Annotated in this window: 19 protein-coding genes; 18 read left to right on the top strand and 1 reads right to left on the bottom strand. The window is 64.1% G+C overall.

Annotation, left to right across the window (positions count from 1 at the left end; all coding sequences use genetic code 11):
* The first annotated feature begins 42 nt into the window (after positions 1-42).
* From gluQRS to pgi, 10 genes are all read left to right on the top strand, one after another.
* Positions 43-927, top strand: coding sequence for a tRNA glutamyl-Q(34) synthetase GluQRS (gene gluQRS, locus MnOB_RS05735; protein ID WP_077522915.1), 885 nt, complete (start codon positions 43-45; stop codon positions 925-927).
* A gap of 60 nt (positions 928-987) precedes the next feature.
* Positions 988-1164 carry a hypothetical protein gene (locus MnOB_RS28545; protein WP_003095129.1) on the top strand — a complete coding sequence of 59 codons (177 nt, stop codon included), beginning with the start codon at positions 988-990 and terminating at the stop codon, positions 1162-1164.
* Complete coding sequence (locus MnOB_RS05730; RefSeq protein WP_199824481.1) at positions 1148-4102, top strand: sensor histidine kinase; 2955 nt, start codon at positions 1148-1150, stop codon at positions 4100-4102. The genes MnOB_RS28545 and MnOB_RS05730 overlap by 17 nt, the downstream gene beginning before the upstream one ends.
* Before the next feature lie 22 nt (positions 4103-4124).
* Positions 4125-5552: a sigma-54-dependent transcriptional regulator gene (locus tag MnOB_RS05725; RefSeq protein ID WP_077522914.1), complete on the top strand. Its 1428-nt coding sequence runs from the start codon at positions 4125-4127 to the stop codon at positions 5550-5552.
* A 681-nt stretch (positions 5553-6233) separates the two neighbouring features.
* Entirely contained in the window at positions 6234-7640 is a 1407-nt protein-coding gene (locus MnOB_RS05720; RefSeq protein WP_077522912.1) for a polynucleotide adenylyltransferase PcnB, read from the top strand.
* 2 nt (positions 7641-7642) lie between these two features.
* The gene (gene folK / locus MnOB_RS05715; protein WP_077522910.1) at positions 7643-8143 is read left to right on the top strand and encodes a 2-amino-4-hydroxy-6-hydroxymethyldihydropteridine diphosphokinase; all 501 of its coding nucleotides are present in this window, start codon (positions 7643-7645) and stop codon (positions 8141-8143) included.
* 102 nt (positions 8144-8245) lie between these two features.
* Positions 8246-9046, top strand: coding sequence for a 3-methyl-2-oxobutanoate hydroxymethyltransferase (panB, locus tag MnOB_RS05710; protein WP_077522908.1), 801 nt, complete (start codon positions 8246-8248; stop codon positions 9044-9046).
* Positions 9043-9903, top strand: coding sequence for a pantoate--beta-alanine ligase (gene panC, locus MnOB_RS05705; RefSeq protein WP_077522906.1), 861 nt, complete (start codon positions 9043-9045; stop codon positions 9901-9903). Before panB ends, panC begins: the two co-directional genes overlap by 4 nt.
* A gap of 80 nt (positions 9904-9983) precedes the next feature.
* Positions 9984-10364: an aspartate 1-decarboxylase gene (gene panD, locus MnOB_RS05700; protein WP_003457244.1), complete on the top strand. Its 381-nt coding sequence runs from the start codon at positions 9984-9986 to the stop codon at positions 10362-10364.
* Between the two features lie 70 nt (positions 10365-10434).
* Positions 10435-12099 (top strand): glucose-6-phosphate isomerase, encoded by a 1665-nt coding sequence (pgi, locus tag MnOB_RS05695; RefSeq protein WP_077522905.1) that lies wholly within the window; start codon positions 10435-10437, stop codon positions 12097-12099.
* Positions 12100-12173: 74 nt separating this feature from the next.
* Here the strand turns inward: pgi and MnOB_RS05690 are convergent, their stop codons facing one another.
* Positions 12174-13148, bottom strand: coding sequence for a GlxA family transcriptional regulator (locus MnOB_RS05690; protein ID WP_077522903.1), 975 nt, complete (start codon positions 13146-13148; stop codon positions 12174-12176).
* Positions 13149-13252: 104 nt separating this feature from the next.
* Between MnOB_RS05690 and MnOB_RS05685 the strand changes: the two genes are divergently transcribed.
* The 8 genes from MnOB_RS05685 (at position 13253) to MnOB_RS05650 (ending at position 23361) form a co-directional block, all read left to right on the top strand.
* The gene (locus MnOB_RS05685; protein WP_077522901.1) at positions 13253-14293 is read left to right on the top strand and encodes a DJ-1/PfpI family protein; all 1041 of its coding nucleotides are present in this window, start codon (positions 13253-13255) and stop codon (positions 14291-14293) included.
* Between the two features lie 109 nt (positions 14294-14402).
* Positions 14403-16340 (top strand): acetate--CoA ligase, encoded by a 1938-nt coding sequence (acs, locus tag MnOB_RS05680; RefSeq protein ID WP_077522899.1) that lies wholly within the window; start codon positions 14403-14405, stop codon positions 16338-16340.
* Between the two features lie 59 nt (positions 16341-16399).
* Positions 16400-17275 (top strand): oxygenase MpaB family protein, encoded by an 876-nt coding sequence (locus MnOB_RS05675; protein ID WP_077522897.1) that lies wholly within the window; start codon positions 16400-16402, stop codon positions 17273-17275.
* Positions 17276-17362: 87 nt separating this feature from the next.
* Positions 17363-18541 (top strand): acetyl-CoA C-acetyltransferase, encoded by a 1179-nt coding sequence (locus MnOB_RS05670; RefSeq protein ID WP_077522895.1) that lies wholly within the window; start codon positions 17363-17365, stop codon positions 18539-18541.
* A 129-nt stretch (positions 18542-18670) separates the two neighbouring features.
* Entirely contained in the window at positions 18671-19690 is a 1020-nt protein-coding gene (locus MnOB_RS05665; RefSeq protein WP_077522893.1) for a class I SAM-dependent rRNA methyltransferase, read from the top strand.
* 91 nt (positions 19691-19781) lie between these two features.
* Positions 19782-22700 (top strand): DUF748 domain-containing protein, encoded by a 2919-nt coding sequence (locus tag MnOB_RS05660; RefSeq protein ID WP_077522891.1) that lies wholly within the window; start codon positions 19782-19784, stop codon positions 22698-22700.
* 9 nt (positions 22701-22709) lie between these two features.
* Positions 22710-23000, top strand: coding sequence for a DUF2845 domain-containing protein (locus MnOB_RS05655; RefSeq protein WP_077522889.1), 291 nt, complete (start codon positions 22710-22712; stop codon positions 22998-23000).
* 55 nt (positions 23001-23055) lie between these two features.
* Positions 23056-23361, top strand: coding sequence for a DUF2845 domain-containing protein (locus MnOB_RS05650; protein WP_077522887.1), 306 nt, complete (start codon positions 23056-23058; stop codon positions 23359-23361).
* Positions 23362-23427: the final 66 nt, after the last annotated feature.

Here is a 23427-nt window from a genome sequence, read left to right as displayed (position 1 = left end):
AACGGGGCGCCAATGGCGCCCCGTTGCTTTGTCCGCAACGTAATGTCCCCTGCCTATATCGGGCGCTTCGCCCCCACGCCCAGCGGCTATCTGCATTTCGGCTCGCTGGTCGCCGCCCTCGCCTCCTACCTCGATGCCCGCTCAGTCGGCGGCCGTTGGCTGCTGCGCATGGAAGACCTCGATCCGCCACGGGAGGTGGAAGGTGCCCAGGCAGCGATCCTCCAGACACTGGAGAACTATGGATTCGAGTGGGACGGCGAAATGGTGCGCCAAAGCGACCGCCACGAGGCGTACGCCAAGGTGATCGACCGTCTCTATGAGATGGGCCTGGCCTATGCCTGCACCTGTTCGCGCAAGCAGTTGGAAGGCAGCCTGGGTATCTATCCGGGGACCTGTCGCAACGCACAGCATCCCCAGCACGATGCCGCCATCCGCATCCGTGTGCCGGAGCTGGAGTACCACTTCGTCGATCGCGTGCAGGGCGAATACCGCCAGCACCTGGGACGCGAAGTGGGCGATTTCGTCATCCGCCGCCGTGATGGGCTCTATGCCTATCAGTTGGCCGTGGTGCTGGACGATGCCTGGCAGGGTGTTACCGACATCGTGCGTGGCGCCGACCTGCTGGACTCCACGCCGCGTCAGCTCTATCTGCAGGAACTGCTCGGATTCCGCCAGCCGCGCTACCTGCATGTGCCACTGATCATCCAGCCGGATGGCCACAAGCTGGGCAAGTCCTACCGCTCCCCGCCCTTGCCGGCCGACAGTGCCGGACCGCTACTGGCCCGTGCGCTGCGCACGCTCGGCCAGGACCCGCCCGCTGAACTGGCCGAAGGCAGCCCCCGAGAAGCACTGGACTGGGGAATCGCCCATTGGGATGCCACGCGCATACCGCGTTGCCGAACACTGGCCGAAACACAGCTGCGCTAGCCACTCGCCGCCGTACCGGGCATTCGCTACCATCGCGGCAGACACGACGAGAATTGCGGCATGTACATCTATCGACTGGTCCTGCTCCTGGTGGTGGGAATCTACCTGTTCTCCCCCGCCATCATGGATTGGTGGATCGACCCCAACGGCGCTTGGTACCGCCCCTACCTGCTGTGGCTGATCCTGATCGTGGTGACCTTCATTCTGCAGAGTCAACGCGATGCTGATGAGCTTTAGCCTCACCCAGCTGATCCTGATCAGCGCTGCCTATCTTCTGGCCCTGTTCGGCGTGGCCTGGCTCAGTGACCGGGGCTTTGTCCCGCGCTGGATCATCCGCCACCCGCTGACTTACACCCTGTCCCTGGGCGTGTACGCCAGCGCCTGGGCCTTCTATGGCACCGTCGGGCTGGCCTATCAGTACGGCTATGGTTTCCTCGCCAGCTACCTGGGCGTGTCGGGCGCATTCCTGCTGGCACCGGTGTTGCTCTATCCGATCCTGCGCATCACGCGCACCTACCAGCTTTCATCCCTGGCGGACCTCTTCGCCTTCCGCTTCCGCAGCACCTGGGCCGGCGCGCTGACGACGGTGATCATGATCATCGGCGTACTGCCGTTACTGGCGCTGCAGATCCAGGCCGTGGCTGACTCGATTGGCATCCTCACCCGCGAGCCGGTGCACAACCGCGTCGCCTTCAGCTTCTGCGCCCTGATCACGCTGTTCACGATCCTCTTCGGCGCACGCCATATCGCCACCCGCGAGAAGCACGCCGGCCTGGTGTTCGCCATCGCCTTCGAATCGGTGGTCAAGCTGGTGGCCCTGGGCGGTATCGGCTTCTATGCCCTCTACGGGGTATTCGGCGGCCCACGCGAACTGGAACTGTGGCTACTGCAGAACCAGGCCGCCCTCTCCACCCTGCACACGCCTTTGCAGGAAGGTCCGTGGCGCACGCTGCTGCTGGTGTTCTTCGCGTCGGCGATCGTCATGCCGCACATGTACCACATGACGTTCACCGAGAATCTCAACCCACGCGCCATGGTCAGCGCGAGCTGGGGCCTGCCCTTGTTCCTGTTGCTGATGAGTCTGGCCATTCCGCTGATTCTCTGGGCCGGCCTCAAGCTGGGCGCCACCACCAACCCTGAATACTTCACGCTCGGTCTCGGTATCGCGGTCGACAACCCGGCGCTGGCCTTGCTCGCCTATGTCGGAGGCCTGTCCGCTGCCAGTGGCCTGATCATCGTGCTGACCCTGGCGCTCTCCGGCATGGCCCTGAACCACCTGGTGCTGCCGCTCTACCAACCACCGGCCGAAGGCAACATCTATCGCTGGCTGAAGTGGACCCGCCGCGCGCTGATCGCCTTCATCATCATGGGCGGCTACGGTTTTTACCTGCTGCTGGGCGCCGAGCAGGACCTCTCCAACCTCGGCATCGTCGCCTTCGTCGCCACCCTGCAATTCCTCCCCGGCGCGCTGTCGGTCCTCTATTGGCCGACGGCCAACCGCCGCGGCTTCATCGCGGGCCTGCTGGCGGGCTTCATCGTCTGGCTGTTCGCCATGCTGCTGCCGCTGGTGGGCAACCTGCAGGGCGTCTACCTGCCGCTGTTCAACGCCATCTACGTCCTCGACGACACCAGCTGGCACATCGCGGCCATCGCCTCCCTCGCGGCTAACGTGCTGATCTTCACCCTGGTCTCGCTCTTCACCGAAGCCAGCCCCGAAGAACGCAGCGCCGCCGAAGCCTGCACGGTGGACAACGTACGCCGCCCACAACGCCGCGAACTGGTGGCCAGTTCGCCGCAGGAATTCGCCAGCCAACTGGCCAAGCCCCTAGGCGCCAAGACGGCACAGAAGGAAGTGGAACAGGCGCTACGCGACCTGCACCTGCCTTTCGATGAACGCCGTCCCTATGCCCTGCGTCGCCTGCGTGACCGCATTGAAGCCAACCTCTCCGGCCTGATGGGCCCGAGCGTGGCCCAGGATATGGTGGAAACCTTCCTGCCCTACAAATCCGGCAGCGAAGGCTACGTGACCGAGGACATCCACTTCATCGAAAGCCGGCTGGAGGACTATCACTCGCGCCTCACCGGCCTGGCTGCCGAACTGGATGCCTTGCGCCGCTACCACCGCCAGACCTTGCAGGAACTGCCCATGGGCGTCTGCTCGCTGGCGAAGGATCAGGAGATCCTGATGTGGAACCGCGCCATGGAGGAACTGACCGAGATTCCCGCCCAGCGCGTCGTGGGATCGCGCCTGTCCACCATCGCCGAGCCCTGGAAAGGATTGCTGGAAGGCTTCATCAACCTGCCCGACGAGCACCTGCACAAACAGCGCCTGACCCTGGACGGCCAGGTGCGTGCACTCAACCTGCACAAGGCGGCGATCGAAGAACCCCTGGCCCCTGGCAGCAGCGGACTGGTGCTGCTGGTGGAAGACGTGACCGACACGCAGTTGCTGGAAGACAAGCTGGTGCACTCCGAGCGCCTTGCATCCATCGGCCGCCTCGCGGCCGGCGTTGCCCACGAAATCGGTAACCCCATCACCGGCATCGCCTGCCTGGCGCAGAACCTGCGCGAAGAGCGCGAAGGCGATTCCGAGATCAAGGAACTCAGCAGCCAGATCCTCGAACAGACCAAGCGCGTCACGCGTATCGTCCAGTCGCTGATGAGCTTCGCCCACGCCGGTGGCCGCCAGCAGGCCAGCGAGCCGGTGTGCCTGGCTGAGGTCGCGCAGGACGCCATTGGACTGCTGTCACTGAACAAGCGCAGCATCGATGTGAACTTCTTCAACCTCTGCGATCCGCAGCACGTCGTCGAAGGCGACCCGCAGCGTCTCGCCCAGGTCCTGATCAACCTGTTGTCCAACGCCCGCGACGCGTCCCCTGTGGGCAGCGCCATCCGAGTGAGCAGTGAAGCCTCGGAGCATACCGTCGACCTCGTCGTGGAAGACGAGGGAAGCGGCATTCCGAAGGCAATCATGGACCGCTTGTTCGAACCCTTCTTCACCACCAAGGACCCAGGGAAAGGGACCGGCCTTGGCCTTGCACTGGTCTATTCGATCGTGGAAGAGCATTATGGACAGATAACCATCGAAAGCCCGGCCGACTCCGAGAGCCAGCGCGGCACCCGAATAAGGGTGACGTTGCCTCGTTTTGTCGAAGCGACATCCGCCGTGGGCTGAGACCGTCTAGAGAGCCGAATTAATGCCACATATTCTGATCGTCGAAGACGAAACCATCATTCGCTCCGCCTTGCGACGCCTGCTGGAACGCAACCAGTACCAGGTCAGTGAGGCAGGCTCCGTGCAGGAAGCCCAGGAGCGCTACAGCATTCCCGGTTTCGACCTGATCATCAGCGACCTTCGCCTGCCTGGCGCTCCCGGTACCGAACTGATCAAACTGGCCCAAGGCACCCCGGTGCTGATCATGACCAGCTACGCCAGCCTGCGCTCGGCGGTGGACTCGATGAAGATGGGCGCGGTGGACTACATCGCCAAGCCCTTCGACCATGACGAAATGCTCCAGGCCGTCTCGCGCATCCTCAAGGAGCGCCAGGAGGCCAGATCGACCCCGAGCGAGCGACCCACTGCGGGCCGAGGCGGTGAAAAGGCCGCTGCCGCTAATGCCGACGGCGAGATCGGCATCATCGGGTCCTGCTCGGCGATGCTTGAGCTCTACAGCAAGATCCGCAAGGTCGCCCCGACCGACTCCACCGTGTTGATCCAGGGGGAATCCGGCACCGGTAAGGAACTGGTGGCCCGCGCCCTGCACAACCTTTCCCGTCGCGCCAAGGCACCGTTGATTTCGGTGAACTGCGCGGCCATTCCGGAAACCCTGATCGAGTCGGAACTCTTCGGCCACGAGAAAGGTGCGTTCACCGGCGCCACGGCCGGCCGCGCCGGTCTGGTGGAAGCCGCCGACGGTGGCACCCTGTTCCTCGACGAGATCGGCGAACTGCCACTGGAAGCCCAGGCGCGCCTGCTCCGCGTCCTGCAAGAAGGCGAGATCCGCCGTGTGGGCTCGGTGCAATCGCAGAAGGTCGATGTTCGCCTGATCGCCGCCACCCACCGCGACCTCAAGACGCTGGCCAAGACCGGCCAGTTCCGCGAAGACCTCTATTACCGCCTGCACGTCATCTCCCTGAAACTGCCCGCCCTGCGCGAGCGCGGTAACGACGTGCTGGAAATCGCCCGTTCCTTCCTGGCGCGCCAGTGCTCCCAGATGGGGCGCGAAAGCCTGCGTTTCGCCGCAGATGCCGAACAGGCCATCCGCCACTACAACTGGCCGGGTAACGTGCGTGAACTGGAAAACGCCATCGAGCGTGCGGTGATCCTGTGCGAGAGCCCGGACATTTCGGCTGACCTGCTGGGCATCGACATCGAGCTGGACGACCTGGACGACCTGGACTTCAACGAAGCCGCCGCTCCGGCCCAGGCCAACAACACGGCCCACGAGCCTACAGAAGACCTTTCGCTCGAGGACTACTTCCAGCACTTCGTGCTGGAGCATCAGGATCACATGACTGAAACCGAGCTGGCCCGCAAGCTGGGCATCAGCCGCAAATGCCTATGGGAACGGCGTCAGCGCCTGGGTATCCCGCGCCGCAAATCGGGTGCCGCAGCCGGGCCTTGAGCCCCCGGCGAGGGTGACAGCCCGGGAACACATCTGGTCCCGCGCCCTGTTACCCCATCTAACATCACGTAACAAAGCCGGGTCTAAAGGTAACGAAAACCCGGCTTTTTTTTGCCCGCCGTCTAGACATCAATCCCCGCAAAGCCTTGATTTACAAGGAATCTCAAAAGTTGGCACGGCTTCTGCTTTATCTCTGGCACAACAACAATAACAACCGCTGAACCCCACAATAAAAACAAGACGTATCGACTCCAGCACAATAAAAACAAGACAGCGGAGGCGCAGCTAACTGATTCTTTTGGAGAGGAGTTGCCCTTGGGGCTCGCCCCACAGCCAGACTGAGAACAATAAAACTGTCCCGAGACAGCACCCGTACTGGTTGGGTCATGGAATGATCAAGGCACCATCAGCGTCCAAAGCAATCCGTTTGCTACTCACCCTCGATTGGAGGGCATATCCAGAGGCTAAATGCTTGCTGGACCGGGTCGAACAACAAAAACACCAAGCCCGAAACAATAAAAACAAAGCACGCACCAATTTGGGGGGGAGCTTCGGCTCCCCCAGTAGCTTTGTCTCCTTTCAGAGCTTTTCTTCTCCATCCCCCCTCCCAGTGCTAGAATCCGCGGCCATCGTGCGCCCATATCCTTTTCTGGCCGTCCATTCCGCAAAACAGTGCATCCCATGCTGAAGAAGCTGTTCCAGTCTTTCCGATCCCCCCTTCGCCGCGCTCAGCATCCGCGCAGCACACCCGAAGTACTGGGCAACAATCAGCATTCGCTGCACCGCTCGGGCATCAGCCGCAACGCCGTGGTGGTAGTCGACCGCCTGCAGAAGGCGGGTTATCAGGCCTACCTCGTCGGCGGTTGCGTCCGCGACCTGCTGCTGAACCTGCGACCCAAGGATTTCGACGTGGCCACCAGCGCCACCCCGGAACAGGTGCGCGCCGAGTTCCGTAACGCCCGGGTGATTGGCCGTCGCTTCAAGCTGGCCCACGTACAATTCGGCCGGGAAATCATCGAAGTCGCCACCTTCCGCGCCAATCACCCCCAGGGTGAAGACGAGGAAGACAGCAACCAGTCCTCGCGTAACGAAAGTGGTCGCATCCTGCGTGACAACGTCTACGGCAGTCTGGAAGACGACGCCCAACGTCGCGACTTCACGATCAATGCGCTGTATTACGACCCCACCACCGAACGCATCCTCGACTACGCCCATGGCGTGCATGACATCCGCAATCGGCTGGTGCGACTGATCGGTATCCCCGAGCAGCGCTACCAGGAAGACCCGGTGCGCATGCTGCGTGCCGCGCGGTTCGCCGCCAAGCTGGACTTCGAGATCGAGAAACACAGTGCCGCGCCCATTCGCCGCCTGGCACCGATGCTGCGCGAGATTCCCTCCGCGCGCCTGTTCGACGAAGTGCTCAAGCTGTTCCTCAGCGGCAAGGCCGAGCGCACCTTCGAGTTGCTGGTGGAGTACGACCTCTTCGCCCCGCTGTTCCCGGCCAGCGCCGCTGCGCTGGAACGTGACCCCGAATACACCGGTCGACTGATCCGCCAGGCACTGATCAACACCGACGAGCGCATCCGCCAGAACAAACCCGTCACCCCGGCGTTTCTCTTCGCCGCGCTGCTGTGGCCGGCCCTGCCCGCCCGTGCGGCGCAGCTGCAGGAACGCGGCATGCCGCCGATCCCGGCAATGCAGGAAGCCGCCCACGGCCTGATCATGGAACAGGTCCAGCGTACCGCCATTCCCAAGCGTTTCAGCATCCCGATTCGCGAGATATGGGACATGCAGGAACGCTTGCCGCGCCGCAGTGGCAAGCGCGCCGACCTGTTGCTGGAAAATCCGCGCTTCCGTGCCGGCTACGACTTCCTGCTGCTGCGTGAAAGCGCTGGCGAGCAAACCGATGGACTGGGCGACTGGTGGACCGATTACCAGGACGCCAGCGACAGCCAGCGCCGCAACATGATCCGCGAGCTGAGCGCCAAGGATGACCAGCAGCCCTCTGGTCAGCGTCGCCGTCGCGGTGGCAGCCGCCGCCGTCGTGGCCCACGTAGCGACAACGCCCCCGGCACGCCGGGCGAGTAATCATGGAGCGCGTGTACATCGGCCTCGGCAGCAATCTAGCCGAACCCGTCAGCCAGCTGCGAGGCGCCCTCGCAGCACTGGGCGACCTGCCCCGCACCCGGCTCACTGCCGTTTCCTCGCTCTATGCGAGCGATCCGCTCGGCCCGCCGGACCAGCCCCGCTACGTCAATGCCGTCGCGGCCCTGGAAACCGAACTCTCGCCGCTGGAACTGCTGGATGCCCTGCAAACCATCGAGCTTGCACAGGGGCGTGTACGCAAGGACGAGCGCTGGGGGCCCCGCACGCTGGATCTGGACATTCTCCTGTTCGGCCAACGCCGGATCGACGAGCCACGATTGCAGGTTCCGCACTACCACATGCATGCCCGCGCCTTCGTGCTCTATCCCCTGGCGGAAATCGCCGGCGACCTGCAACTGCCCGATGGGCGCCCGTTGCAGACGCTGCTGGAGGCCTGCCCCTTCGAAGGCCTCGAGCGCCTACCCGACCTGGCGGTAACGCCGTAACAGGTCGGTAACACCTGCAATTGACTTCATGCCCCCCCATCGGGACTATAAGCGTCCCGTTGCCCCGCGCCGGTGCAAACCGGTGCCGATGAGGACGTTTTCATGCCTGATGTGACCCTGACCACCCTGCAAGAGCTCAAGCTGAAAGGCGAGAAGATCGCCATGCTGACAGCCTATGACGCCACCTTTGCCCAGGCCGCCTGCCAGGCCGGCGTGGATGTGCTGCTGGTGGGTGATTCCCTTGGCATGGTCCTGCAAGGCCATGACAGTACCCTGCCGGTCAGTGTGACCGAAATGGCCTATCACACCGCGGCCGTGAAACGCGGTAACAAGGGCGCGCTGATTATCAGCGACCTGCCGTTCATGGCCTATGCCAACCTCGAGCAGACCTTCGCCAATTCCGCTGCGCTGATGCAGGCCGGTGCCCACATGGTCAAGCTGGAAGGCGCCGCCTGGCTGGCCGAGCCCATCCGCCTGCTGGCCGAGCGCGGCGTTCCGGTCTGCGCCCACCTGGGCCTGACCCCGCAAGCCGTCAACATCCTCGGCGGCTACAAGGTCCAGGGTCGCCAGGAAGCCCAGGCGCGCCAACTGCGCGCCGACGCCATGGCCCTGGAACAGGCTGGCGCAGCCATGCTGCTGCTGGAATGCGTGCCCAGCGAACTGGCCGCCGAAATCACCCAGTCGGTGAAAATCCCGGTAATCGGCATCGGCGCGGGTAGCGCCACCGATGGCCAGGTTCTGGTCCTGCACGACATGCTCGGCCTGTCCCTCACCGGCCGCGCGCCCAAGTTCGTGAAAAACTTCATGGAAGGCCAGACCAGCATCCAGGCTGCGCTCACTGCCTATGTCCAGGCCGTCAAGGACGTCACTTTCCCCGCCGCCGAACACGGATTCTCCGCATGATCACCGTCAAGACCGTCCGCGAACTGCGTGCCGCCATCGCCCGCGCACGCAACGAGGGCAAGCGCATCGGCTTCGTGCCGACGATGGGCAACCTCCACGCCGGGCACGTCGCCCTGGTGGAGAAGGCCAGCCAGCGAGCCGACTTCGTGGTCGCCAGCATCTTCGTCAACCCGCTGCAATTCGGCCCCAGCGAAGACCTGGCCAAGTATCCGCGCACCCTGGTATCCGACCAGGAGAAGCTGGTGGCCGCTGGCTGCCAACTGCTGTTCCATCCGGACGTGGAAGAGATGTACCCGGACGGCATGGACGGCCAGACCCGCGTAAATGTGCCGCTGGTGTCCGAAGGTCTCTGTGGCGGTAGCCGCCCTGGCCATTTCGAGGGCGTCGCCACCGTAGTCAGCAAGCTGTTCAACATGGTCCAGCCTGACCTCGCGATATTCGGCGAGAAGGACTTCCAGCAGTTGGCAGTCATCCGCAAGCTGGCGCGCGACCTGAACATGCCGATCCAGGTCATGGGCGAACCCACGGTCCGTGCCGAAGATGGCCTGGCCCTGTCGTCGCGCAATGGTTACCTGGACGACGCCCAGCGCGCGGCCGCGCCCGCCCTGTACCGCACCCTCCAGCAACTGGCCTCCGCCATCCGTGCAGGCCGCCGCGATTTCGCCGCACTGGAACAGGAAGGCCAGGCCGAACTGGCCAGGGCCGGTTTCCGCCCGGATTACCTGGAAGTCCGCGAAGCGCTGAATCTGCGCCCCGCAGGCGACAAGGACCATCAGTTGGTGATCCTCGGTGCCGCCTTCATGGGTAACACCCGCCTGATCGACAACCTTGCCTTCAACCTCGAAGCGCAAGCCTGATCGACGCCCGTCATAGCCTTGAACCCCCTCGGGGGTTCGGGCAAACTCTGCCGCCGCCCGCATCCTGACGAGGAAAAGCCATGCACGCCATCATGCTCAAGGCCAAACTGCACCGCGCCGAAGTCACCCACGCTGTGCTCGACTACGAAGGTTCCTGCGCCATTGATGGTGAATGGCTCGATCTCGCCGGCATCCGCGAGTACGAACAGATCCAGATTTACAACGTCGACAACGGCGAGCGTTTCACCACCTACGCCATCCGCGGCGAAAACGGCTCGCGGATGATCTCGGTGAACGGCGCCGCGGCGCACAAGGCCAAAGTAGGTGATCGCGTGATCATCTGCGCCTACGCTCACTACAGCGAAGCCGAACTGGCCAATTTCAAACCGCGTATGCTGTACATGGCCCCGGGCAACGAACTCAGCCATACCAGCAATGCGATTCCGGTACAGGTTGCCTGAGACCGGACAGCTGAATGACCCGAAGCCCGGACTTATCCGGGCTTTTTCATAAGTCGCACACAGGTACTCCATGGATCACCACCTGACGCCGCTCGATGTCACCCAACTGCCCACCTGGGCCGCGCTCCGCCAGCATCGCCAGGACCTTGCCGGCTTCAGTCTGCGCCAGGCCTTCGCCGAAGATTCCGAGCGTTTCAAGCAGTTCAGCCACAGCGCCTGCGGCCTGCTGCTGGACTACTCGAAGAACCTGATCCGTACCGACACCCTGGACCTCCTGGTCAAGCTGGCCGAAGAAGCCCAGCTCGGCGATGCCATCAAGGCCATGTTCCGTGGTGACGTGATCAACGCATCCGAGGGTCGTCCGGTGCTGCACACCGCACTGCGCCGCCCCATTGGCGACAAGGTGTGGGTGGATGGCGTCGACGTGATGCCGGAAGTCCATCGCGTTCTGCATCAGATGACCGAACTGGTCGGCTACGTACACAACGGCCTGTGGCGCGGCTACACCGATAAACCCATCACTGACGTGGTGAACATTGGTATCGGCGGCTCCTTCCTCGGCCCGCAACTGGTCTCCGAAGCGCTGCTGCCCTTCGCCCAGAAAGGCGTGCGCTGTCACTACCTCGCGAACATCGACGGCAGCGAGTTCCGCGAACTGGCCTGCCGCCTGAACGCTGAAACCACTTTGTTCATCGTCTCCAGCAAGTCCTTCAGCACCCTGGAAACCCTGAAGAACGCCCAGGCCGCACGCGCCTGGTACCTGGCCCAGGGCGGCAGCGAAGAGGAGCTGTACCGGCACTTCATCGCCGTTTCCAGCAACAAGGAAGCGGCGGTGGCCTTCGGCATCCGCGAAGAGAACATCTTCCCTATGTGGGACTGGGTCGGAGGTCGTTATTCGCTCTGGTCCGCCATTGGCCTGCCGATCGCCATGTCCATCGGCATCTCCAATTTCAAGGAACTGCTCTCCGGCGCCTACAGCATGGACCAGCATTTCCAGAGCACGCCGTTCGACCGCAACATCCCGGTAATCCTCGGTCTGCTCGGTGTCTGGTACGGCGACTTCTGGGGCGCACACAGCCACGCGATCCTGCCCTACGACTACTACCTGCGTAACTTCACCGACCACTTGCAACAGCTGGACATGGAGTCCAACGGCAAGAGCGTGCGCCAGGACGGCACCCCCGTCACCGCCGGTACCGGTCCCGTGATCTGGGGTGGTGTCGGCTGCAACGGCCAGCACGCCTATCACCAGTTGCTGCACCAGGGCACCCAGCTGATTCCGGCGGACTTCATCGTCCCGGTATCCAGCTACAACCCGGTGGCCGACCACCACCAGTGGCTGTTCGCCAACTGCCTGTCCCAGAGCCAGGCACTGATGCTTGGCAAATCCCTTGAAGAGGCTGAGTCCGAGCTGCGCGCCAAGGGGATGCCGGAAGAGGAAGTACAGCGCCTGGCACCACACAAGGTCGTGCCCGGCAATCGCCCGAGCAATACCCTGGTAGTGGAACGCATCAGCCCGCGCCGCCTGGGTGCACTGATTGCCATGTACGAACACAAGGTCTACGTGCAGAGCGTGCTCTGGGGCGTCAATGCGTTCGACCAATGGGGTGTGGAACTCGGCAAGGAACTGGGCAAGGCGGTCTATTCACGCCTCACTGGCCAGGACGAAGCCCAGGCCGAGGACGGCTCGACCCAGGGCCTGATCGACTTCTTCCGCGCGCGTCACCGCGGTTGATCCCTATCGCGAATGAATTCGCTCCCACAGGCTGAATCGCACTTGTGGGAGCGAATTCATTCGCGAATCCCTTCCTACCGGCAAAACCGCTGCCGATACTCGCTCGGCGTTACCCCCAGCGCCTGAACGAATGCCCGGCGCAGGTTGTACTCGCTGCCGAACCCGCTCTTCTCCGCCGTACGCTTGAGTGACGGCACGCCCTGCTCCAGCAATCGACAGGCCTCTTCCAGCCGCAGCTGAAACAGCAGTTTCGCAGGCGTCACCCCCAGTTCCGCCTGGCAATGCCGGTGAAGCGTCCGCGGCGATACCGCCATCTCCGCCGCCATCAACTCGATGTCCAATGCTTCATGCAGGCGACCGCGTAACCACTGGACCAGCTTCTCCAGCATGCCTCCCGAGGGTGCCTGCTGCGCCAGCAGTTCGGCGCTGAACTGCCGCTGTCCTCCTGGCCGGCGCAGGTACATCACCAGCCCTTTGGCCACCTGCAGCGATACCGTGCGGCCATGGTCCTCCTCCACCAGGCTCAGGCAGAGGTCCATACCGGCCGTCACCCCAGCCGAGCTGAAGAAGCACCCGTCGCGAACGAACAGCGCGTCTTCCTGCACCAATAGTTTCGGGAACAGCCGTTTCAGCAGCACCGCGTACTTCCAGTGGGTCACCACCGGACGGCCATCGAGCAAACCGGTCTGGGCCAGCAGGAAAGCCCCGGTGCACACTGAACCACAACGGGCCGTTCGGTTAACCGCGTCCTTGAGCCAGCGCGCCAGCACGCCCTGTGCCATCGCCCGTTGCACGCCAAAGCCGCCCGCCACCAGCAGCGTGCAGCCCGCCAGGCTGGCCGGCTCCGGCAGGGCGTCGGTCATCAGTTCCAGCCCGGTGCTGGAACGCACCAGCCCACCGCTTACGGAGATGCCCTGCAGGACATAGGCAGGCCCCGCCTCCGTCGGCAGGTGCCCGCTGACGGCGGCGAACACTTCCGCCGGGCCGGTGGCATCCAGCAGCTGGAAGTCCGGGAAGACCAGTAGGAGCACACGATGGGGTTGCGGCATGGGGGAGTACTCGAACGACGGGCTGGCAGATATTCACTGATAGCTGTCATTCCTGACATTTGCCTGCGCGCCACACTGGTTATCCCCATTTTCGGAGAAGCCCCATGCGCGCCCTCCTGCTGGTCCTGACCCTTTACCTCCCCCTGCTGGCTCACGCAGAAGCACTCCAGCCCTACCAGCCGCGCTTCGGTCGCGAACAGCCGCTGGTGGCGGTGGTCGGCGAGAACCGCATGACCGAACTGGTGGATTACCTGGTGCCCTTCGGCCTGCTCAGCCGCGCCGGTGTTGCCGAAGTAGTGGCCCTATCCACCCGCGAAGGGCCGCTGCAGATGATGCCGGCGCTGAGGCTCGAAGTGCAGGCGACCACCGCCGAGTTCGAACAACGTTATCCACAGGGGGCGGACTACCTGATCGTTCCCGCCGTGCACCACAGTGATGATCCCGTCCTTACCGCCTTCGTCGCCGGACAAGCTGCACGGGGCGCCACCATCGTTGGCATCTGCGACGGCGTGCTGGTACTGGGCCACGCCGGCCTGCTCCACGGCCGCAGGGCTACCGGTCACTGGTATTCGAAAGCACAACGCGAGACAGACTTTCCCGACACCCGCTGGCAGGTCGACCGGCGCTATGTGGTGGACGGCAAGCTGGTGACCAGCTCGGGCGTCAGCGCCGCGCTGCCTGTGTCCGTGGCGCTGGTGGAAGCCATCGCCGGCCCCGAGAAAGCGCTCGCCTTCGCGAGTGAGATCGGTCTGGCGGACTGGTCCGTCGAGCACCAGAGCCAGGCCTTTGCCTTCGGCCCCGGCGGTTACCTGACGGCCGCGGCCAATTACCTGGCCTTCTGGCGCCACGAGACCCTGACCCTGCCACTGCGCCCCGGGATTGATGAGGCCACCCTCGCTTTGCGCGCCGACGCGTGGGCCCGCAGTTTCCGCAGCAAAGTACAGGCCGTGGGCGGCGGTCCGGTGCGTACCCGTTACGGCCTGACACTGCTGCCTGATGCCCCCGCAGGTGGGGAACCTGCCCTCCCCGATAGCGATGCGCGTCCCGGCCGGGTGCTGGACGAAACGCTGGACGCCATTGCCGCACGCAATGGCAGCGCCACCGCCGCCTTCGTCGCCGCCCAGCTGGAGTATCCACGCCGCTGAACGATCCGGCGGGCCCCGGGTTCAAAACTCCATGGACAACTCTTGAACCCGGCGACGGCTTGGATGCACCCTTGTCGCCATCTCGGCTTTACAACAACAAGGACCCGCCATGTACGAGATCAGCCTTCACCCCGTGCCGGACGCCGTGCGCAAGCACGCCCTTATCGACAACGATGCCTACCTGCGCCTGTACCAGCAGTCCGTGGAGCAGCCCGAGCTGTTCTGGAGCGAGCAGGCCACCAGCTTCCTCACCTGGTTCAAGCCCTGGGACCAGCTGCACCACAGTGACCTCGCGAAAGGCGAGGCCGAGTGGTTCAAGGGCGGCAAGCTGAACGTCGCCTACAACTGCATCGACCGCCACCTGGAGCAGCGCGGCGAGCAGGTCGCCATCATCTGGGAAGGCGACAACCCCAGCGAATCCGCGCAGATAACCTATCGCAAGCTGCACAGCCACGTGGCCCGCCTGGCCAACGTGCTGAAGAGCCGTGGCGTGAAGAAGGGCGACCGGGTTTGCATCTACATGCCGATGATCCCCGAGGCGGCCTACGCCATGCTCGCCTGCGCGCGCATCGGCGCCGTGCATTCGGTGGTATTCGGCGGCTTCTCCCCGGATGCCCTGCGTGACCGCATCCTCGACGCCGACTGCCGCACCGTGATCACTGCCGACGAAGGCGTGCGCGGTGGCAAGTACGTCCCGCTGAAACAGAACGTCGACAAGGCCCTGAAAGACTGCCCGAACGTATCCTCGGTGCTGGTGGTCCAGCGCACCGAAGGCAAGATCGACTGGCAGGACGGGCGCGACCTCTGGTACCACGAGGCCCTGCACGGCGTTAGCGAGGACTGCCCGCCCGAATGGATGGATGCCGAGGACCCGCTGTTCATCCTCTACACCTCCGGCTCCACCGGCAAACCCAAGGGCGTACTGCATACCACCGGCGGCTACCTGCTGGGCGCGGCGATGACCCACAAGTACGTATTCGACTACCACGACGGCGACATCTACTGGTGCACCGCGGACGTGGGCTGGGTCACCGGCCACAGCTACATCGTCTATGGCCCGCTGGCCAATGCCGCCACCACCCTGATGTTCGAAGGCGTGCCCAACTACCCAGACGCCTCGCGCTTCTGGCAGGTGATCGACAAGCACCAGGTGAACATCTTCTATACCGCCCCCACCGCCCTCCGCGCCCTCATGCGCGAAGGCGAGGAACCGGTGAAGAAGACCTCCCGCGCCAGCCTGCGCCTGCTCGGCAGCGTCGGCGAACCGATCAACCCGGAAGCCTGGGAGTGGTATTACCACGTGGTGGGCGATTGCCGCTGCCCCATCGTCGACACCTGGTGGCAGACCGAAACCGGCAGCATCCTCATCACCCCGCTCCCGGGCGCTACCGCGCTCAAGCCCGGCTCGGCTACTCGCCCGTTCTTCGGCGTGCAGCCGGTGCTGCTGGATGAAAAGGGCAAGGAAATCGAAGGCGCCGGCTCCGGCGTACTGGCGATCAAGGCCAGTTGGCCCAGTCAGATCCGCAGCGTCTATGGCGACCACAAGCGGATGATCGACACCTACTTCGCCGCCTATCCCGGCTACTACTTCACGGGCGACGGCGCCCGTCGCGATGAAGACGGCTACTACTGGATCACCGGCCGCGTCGATGACGTAATCAACGTTTCCGGCCACCGCATCGGCACCGCTGAAGTGGAAAGTGCCCTGGTTCTGCATGACGCCGTGGCCGAGGCCGCCGTGGTGGGTTACCCGCACGACCTCAAGGGCCAGGGCATCTACGCCTTCGTGACCCCGATGAAGGGCCTGGAACCGACCGATGAGCTGAAGAAGGAACTGCTGGCCCTGGTAAGCAAGGAGATCGGCAGCTTCGCCAAGCCCGAGCTGATCCAGTGGGCGCCGGGCCTGCCCAAGACCCGCTCGGGCAAGATCATGCGACGCATCCTGCGCAAGATCGCCTGCAACGAGCTGGATAACCTCGGCGATACTTCCACCCTGGCCGACCCGTCAGTGGTGCAGAACCTGATCGACAAGCGCCTCAACCAGTAAGCCCCTCAAGACGCCAGCCTCCCTGGAGGCTGGCGCCTTCGCCCGGAAGCACTCGCTGCATGGAATTCATTCGTCGCCGTATCGAAAGCCAGATCATCGGCCTTACTGGTCTTGCCCTTGGCCAGCTCGATTTCGAGAACCCCAAGGGCGACCCCGGCCTGTTCGGCCCGGACTCGGTGACCTGGAAGGTTCACGGCGATTTCACTTCGATGATGATCGGCGGCATCAGCGCCTTGCTCTTGCAGATGCTGCATCCCCTGGCGCTTTCCGGCGTCTGGGACCACTCCAATTTCCGCGCGGATATGCTCGGCCGCCTGCGCCGCACCGGCCAGTTCATCTCCGGCACCAGCTATGGCACCCGCAAGGATGCCGACTGGCTGATCGACAAGGTCCGCACCATCCATTCGCAGGTGGTGGGCACCGCGCCGGACGGACGCCCCTATGCCGCCAGCGACCCGGCCCTGCTGACCTGGGTCCATGTGGCCGAAGTGAGTTGCTTTCTCAAGGCCCACCTTCGCTACCTCAACCCGCACCTTTCCGGGGAAGAACAGGACCGTTACTACGCCGAGATCGCGCTGGTGGCCGAACGGCTCGGTGCGCGGGACGTACCGAAGTCCCGCCAACAAGTGGCGGACTATCTGGAGGCGATGCGCCCGCAACTTGCCTGCGACGAACGCAGCCGGGAAGTGGTGCGTGTCCTCCTCGGAGCCCCGGCACCCAGCGCGATGGCCAAGCCCTTCGGCGTACTGATGATGCAGGCTGGCATCGACCTGATGCCGGACTGGGCCAGCGCCATGCTCGGCCTGCACCAGCGCCCCTGGCAGCGCCGCGTAGTACGGGACCTGGTCTGGCGGGTGGCACCGCTGCTGCGCTGGGCCATGCGTAATGGCGCAGTCCATCGTGCTCGCCGTCGCATGGGACTGCCCCCCCGTTGAGAGTGTGGTCCGGTCAAATTGCCTGTGCGACGATCACTGCTTGCCCGGTCATTGCCTGACCCAATTCACCGCCGTGAGGACAGATCCATGCAAGACGTCGTAATAGTTGCCGCCACCCGCACCGCCATCGGCAGCTTCCAGGGCTCCCTGGCGAACATTCCCGCCCCGGAGCTGGGCGCCGCCGTAATCCGCCAGCTGCTGGCGCAAACCGGCCTCAAGGGCGAGCAGGTTGACGAAGTGATCCTGGGCCAGGTGCTCACCGCCGGCAGCGGCCAGAACCCGGCGCGCCAGGCTGCCATCCTGGCCGGTTTGCCCCATGCGGTTCCCGCCATGACCCTGAACAAGGTCTGCGGCTCCGGCCTCAAGGCCCTGCACCTGGCAGCCCAGGCCATCCGCTGCGGCGACGCCGAGGTGATCATCGCCGGCGGCCAGGAGAACATGAGCCTGGCGCCCTACGTCATGCTGGGTGCCCGCACCGGTCTGCGCATGGGTCACGCCAAGCTGGTGGACACCATGATCCAGGATGGCCTGTGGGACGCCTTCAACGACTACCACATGGGCATTACTGCCGAGAATCTGGTGGAAAAATACGGCCTGAACCGCGAGCAGCAGGACGCCTTTGCCGCCGCCTCTCAGCAGAAGGCCGCGGCCGCTATCGAGTCCGGGCGTTTCACGGATGAGATCACCCCCATCCTGATTCCGCAGAAGAAAGGCGATCCGCTCGCCTTCGCCACCGACGAGCAGCCACGCGCCGGCACCACTGCCGAAGCCCTGGCCAAACTCAAGCCGGCCTTCAAGAAGGACGGCAGCGTCACCGCCGGCAACGCATCCACGCTCAACGACGGCGCTGCCGCCGTGCTGCTGATGAGCGCGGAGAAGGCCAAGGCACTGGGTCTGCCGGTGCTGGCCCGCATCGCCGGTTATGCCAATGCTGGTGTCGATCCGGCAATCATGGGTATCGGCCCGGTTTCGGCCACCCGCCGTTGCCTGGAAAAAGCCGGCTGGAGTCTGGGCGACCTGGACCTGATCGAAGCCAACGAGGCCTTCGCTGCACAGTCCCTGTCGGTCGGCAAGGAACTGGGCTGGGACGCCGCCAAGGTCAACGTCAATGGCGGTGCTATCGCCCTTGGCCACCCCATCGGTGCCTCCGGCTGCCGCGTGCTGGTGACCCTGTTGCATGAAATGATCAAGCGCGACGCCAAGAAGGGTTTGGCGACCCTCTGCATCGGCGGCGGTCAAGGCGTGGCCCTGGCTATCGAGCGCTAAGCCGATTCTGTAGGTTGGGCTGAGCCCAGCGAAGCCCAACGCGATACCCTTTGTTGGGCTTCGCTCTGCGCCAACCTACGGTAAAGCCGCTTTGTTAAACTGCGCGCCCCTTTTTGCGAGACGCCGCGCATGTCCTCCGCTCTCATCCAGGCGCTGCGCGCCGCACTCGATGCCCGTCAGCCGCTGCTGGCTGAACTCCATGCCCAAGGCACCGATTGCTATCGGCTGTTCCACGGCAGCCAGGAAGGGGCCTCAGGCCTGACCGTCGACCGCTACGGTCCCCAGCTGATGGTGCAGAGCTTCCACCAGACACTCGAACGCGGCCCAATCCTGGACCTGGCCGCAGCGGTGGACGAATTCCTCGGCGAGAAACTGCTGCTGGTCTACAACGACCGTTCCCAGGGCAATTCACGGGTCGATCGTCGCGATCCGATCTATCAGGCAGAACCGGCCGCCCTGGAAGACCTCGTGGGTCGCGAGTGGGGCCTGAACTACCGGGTACGTGGCCGACACGCAGGGCAGGACCCGCTGCTGTTCCTCGATCTGCGCAACGCCCGTGGCTGGGTCAAGGACCACAGCGCCGGCAAGTCCGTGCTCAACCTTTTCGCCTACACCTGCGGAGTGGGCGTCTGCGCTGCCGGCGGTGGTGCGCGCGAGGTGTGGAACCTGGACTTCGCCGAGGGCAACCTCGCGGTCGGCCGTGAGAACGGCGCCTTGAACCCGGGTCTGGCCCCCATGCATTTCGTGCAATCCGATTACTTCCCGGCGATCCGCCAACTGGCCGGGCAGCCCATCGCCCGCCGCCACGGGCAGAAGCTGCCCAGCTATCCGCGCCTGGAACAACGGCAGTTCGACCTGGTGTTCCTCGACCCGCCGGCCTGGGCCAAGAGCGCCTTCGGCACCGTGGACCTGCTGCGTGACTACCAGAGCCTGCTCAAGCCGGCCCTGCTGGCGACCGCGGAAGGCGGCGTGCTGATCTGCAACAACAACCTGGCCAAGGTGGCCATGGACGATTGGCGCGAACTGGTGCTGCGTTGCGCCAGCAAACTGGGCCGTCCAGCCCGTGACTGCCAACCGTTGGCACCGGCCCCCGACTTCCCGTCCCAGGATGCGCGCCCCCCGCTCAAGACCCTGATCCTGCAGCTCTGAAGACCGCTCGGTAACGAGAGCCAGCCGTCAGGCGGAACCCTGAGGCCGTGCCATAATCCAAGGCATTCTTCGCCGGGATAGTTGACGCCTCATGTACAAAGGATTGAAACGGGCCGTTTGCGCCCTGCTGATCGTCGTAGCCCTCTACAGCCTGCTTGGCTTTCTGATCATCCCGGGGATCGCCCTGCGGGTGGCCAACCAGCAATTGGCCCAATACGCCACGGTTCCCGCCCGGCTTGAGCGCATCCAGCTCAACCCCTTCAGCCTGGAACTGACCCTCTGGGGGCTGCATATCGGCGAAGACAGGGCCGAACAGGTCGGCTTCGAACGACTCTATGCCAACCTGGAACTGGACAGCCTCTGGTCCGACGCCCTGCACCTCGCGGACGTGGAGCTCGACAAATCCACCACCGAGGTACTGTTCGCCAAGGACGGGAAACTCAACCTGGCCCAGCTGTTCAAGCTGCCAGCCAGCGAGCCCAAGCCGGAAGAACCGGCTGGCGATCCCTTTCCCCTGCGCATCGACCGCATCAAGCTGAGCGAGGGCGGCCTGCACTTCGAGGACCTTCGCCCGAGCGAGCCCATCGAGTTCGTCTACGACTCGCTGAATCTGGAACTGCGCAATCTCAGTACGCTGCCCGATGACAGTTCCGAGATGTCCCTGGTCGCCACCGGCCCATACGGTGGACGGGTCGACTGGGAAGGCCAGATCAGCCTGGTGCCGTTCAGTTCCAGCGGCCAGTTGAAGCTCACGGAAGGCAAGATGAAGGCCTTCTGGCCCTATGTCCGCGATGCCGTGCCCCTGGTGCTGGAGCAAGGTGTGATCAGCCTGTCCACCGAGTACAAGCTGAACCTGTCCAAGGGCACCCAGCTCAACCTGGACAAGATCTGGATCAAGGTGTCGCCTTTCGCCATGAAGGCGCCAGACAATCGCGCCCTGGTCAAACTGGAGACGTTGGAGGTCAGCGACAGCTCCCTCGACCTGATCAAGCAGGAAGTGGTGATCGGCAAGATCCACAGCCAGAACCTGGAAACCTGGGCAGCCCGTGAAGCCGACGGCCAGCTTGACTGGCAGAAACTGTTCGCCAGTGAAGCCAAACCGGCAGCCAAAAGCGACGAAAAGACCACCGACGAGCCCGACGATGACAAGGCCGAGCCGGGCAAGCCCTGGCTGGTGCTGCTGCGCGAAGCCCAACTGCGCGGCTACAAGGTGCACCTGGCCGATCGGGTGCCCAAGGAACCGGTGCAGCTGGAGCTGGGCCCGCTGAACCTGGACCTCAAGGACTTCGATAGCCGCGGCGAATCGCCTTTCAACCTGAACCTCGATACCGGCCTGGGTAAGCAAGGCAAGCTGCAGGCGGTGGGCCAGGTCCAGCTCAAGCCCACGACCGCCAAACTGCAGGTGCAGACCCGCGACATCGACCTGCGCGTGGCTCAGGCCTACCTCAGCCCGTTCGTGCACCTGGAACTGCGCAGCGGCATGCTCGACAGCGACCTCAACGTCGACCTCAAGAGCACCGAGCCGCTGGCCCTCGCCGTTACCGGCCGCGCCCTGGTGAACCAGATGCACACCCTGGACACCATCAAGGAGCGAGACTTCGTCAAATGGCAGCAGCTGCTGGTGGAAGGCCTCAACTACCAGCACGGCGATACCCTGAACATCGACAAGGTGAGCCTGAGCCAGCCCTACGCGCGCTTCATCATCAACGAAGACCTCACCACCAACGCCAGCGACCTGGTGATCAAGCAGCCCGCCGAGACTGGCACTCCAGCCAACGCCGCCGCCAAACCGGAACCTGCCGCCAAACCCCTGGGCATCCGTATCGGCGGTATCGAGATCAAGGACGGCTCGGCCAACTTCGCCGACTTCAGCCTGACACCGAACTTCGCCACCGCCATCCAGCAACTCAACGGCGAGATCGGCACCCTCGACAACCGCAACCCCAAGCCGGCCAAGGTCGCTATCAATGGCAAGGTGGATCGTTACGCGCCGGTCACCATCAAAGGCAGCCTGAACCCCTTCAATCCGCTGGACAGCCTGGATATCGCCACCAGCTTCAAGCGTGTCGAACTGACCACCCTGACGCCCTACTCCGGCAAGTTCGCCGGCTACCGCATCCGCAAGGGGCGGCTGAACCTGGACCTGCATTACCAGATCGAGAAGGGCCAGCTGAAAGCTGAAAACCATCTCGTGCTGGAACAGCTGCAGCTCGGCGAGCAGGTATCCAGCCCCGACGCGGTGGACCTGCCGGTGCGCCTGGCCGTTGCCCTGCTGAAGGACACCGAAGGCAAGATCGACATCAAGCTCCCCGTGGCCGGGAACCTCAACGACCCGCAATTCAGCGTTGCGCCCATCGTCTGGCAGACCCTGCGCAACCTGGTGCTGCGCGCCGTGCAGGCGCCCTTCAACTTCGTTGCCGGCCTGGTGGGGGGGAGCAGCGAAGATCTTGGCCAGGTTCCCTTCCCCGCTGGCAGCAGCGAGCTCGACACCGATGCACAGAAGGCCCTGGACACCCTGGCCGACGCGCTGAAGAAGCGCCCGGCGCTGCGTCTGGAGGTGGAAGGCGCCAGCGCCAAGGCCGCCGACGGCCCGCTGCTGGCCCAGCAGCGACTGGAGCGGGAATACCAGAGCACCTACTACAAGATCGCCCAGCGCCGGGGCGACAAGGTACCTTCCGAGGCGGGCCAGATCGAGGTTCCGGACGACGAGAAAGGGCCTATGCTGGAGGGCATCTACCGCACCCGCCTGAAACAACAGCCTCCGGCCGAGTGGAAGGAACTGGACAGCGATCAGCGCACGACCAAGCTGCGCGATGCGGTGCTGGCGTCCTGGGCACAGAGCGACCTGCTGCTGCGCCAGTTGGGCCAGGCCCGCGCTGCCACCATCAAGGATTACCTGGTGGACCGTGGCGGTCTTGCCGATGAGCGAATCTTCCTGCTCGACGTCAGCCTGGTGGACCCCAACCAGGCAGGGGAAGTGATCACTCCGCTGCACCTGGACAGCGAGTAGGAGTCCTCCATGCGTACGCTGCCGCTCGCCCTGCTGATCCTCGCCCTGGCTGCTCCGGCCGGGGCCGAGACCATGCGCTGCGGCAGCAAGCTGATCAGCCTCGGCGACCGCACCTTCGAGGTCCTGCAGAAATGCGGAGAGCCGGTGCACCGCGATCTTGTCGGCTACACCCTCGGCTCCTATGACCGGCGCGAGTTCAACGTGGAGGAATGGGTCTATGGCCCCAATAACGGCATGCTCAGCATCCTCACGTTCGAGGGCAATCGCCTGGTGCGCATTGAAACCCGGCGCAGTCGCTGACGCCCATCGGCGCCGGGTGTAGGCTGTAGCGACCTCCCGCTATTCGGACATTCCCGTGAAGTGCCGCGTCCTTCTCTTCGCCTCGCTGCTGCTGGCCCTGGGCAACGCCCACGCCTCCTCCACCTTGCGTTGCAACAGCAACCTCATCAGCCTCGATGACACCACCGGCGAAGTCCTGGAGAAGTGCGGCGAACCCATCAGTCGTGCCGACCTGGGTTTCAAGGAGGTGGTCGACGAGTACTACCGGCGCAACGAGGTCCGGGTCGAGGAATGGGTCTACGGGCCACGCAACGGCATGTACCAATTCCTCCGTTTCGAGGGCAATCGACTGCGCGATATCGACAGCAAACGGGGCAACTGACAGCCGCTCGGACGGAATGCTAGGCTCTGCGCACGCTTACCACCGGACAGGATGCCGCCCCCATGA

This window comes from Metapseudomonas resinovorans (genome assembly GCF_002003485.1).
GTDB classification, from domain to species: domain Bacteria; phylum Pseudomonadota; class Gammaproteobacteria; order Pseudomonadales; family Pseudomonadaceae; genus Metapseudomonas; species Metapseudomonas resinovorans_D.
The sequence above is the reverse complement of the archived record's forward strand: the minus strand, read 5'-3'. Positions and strand labels throughout refer to the sequence as shown.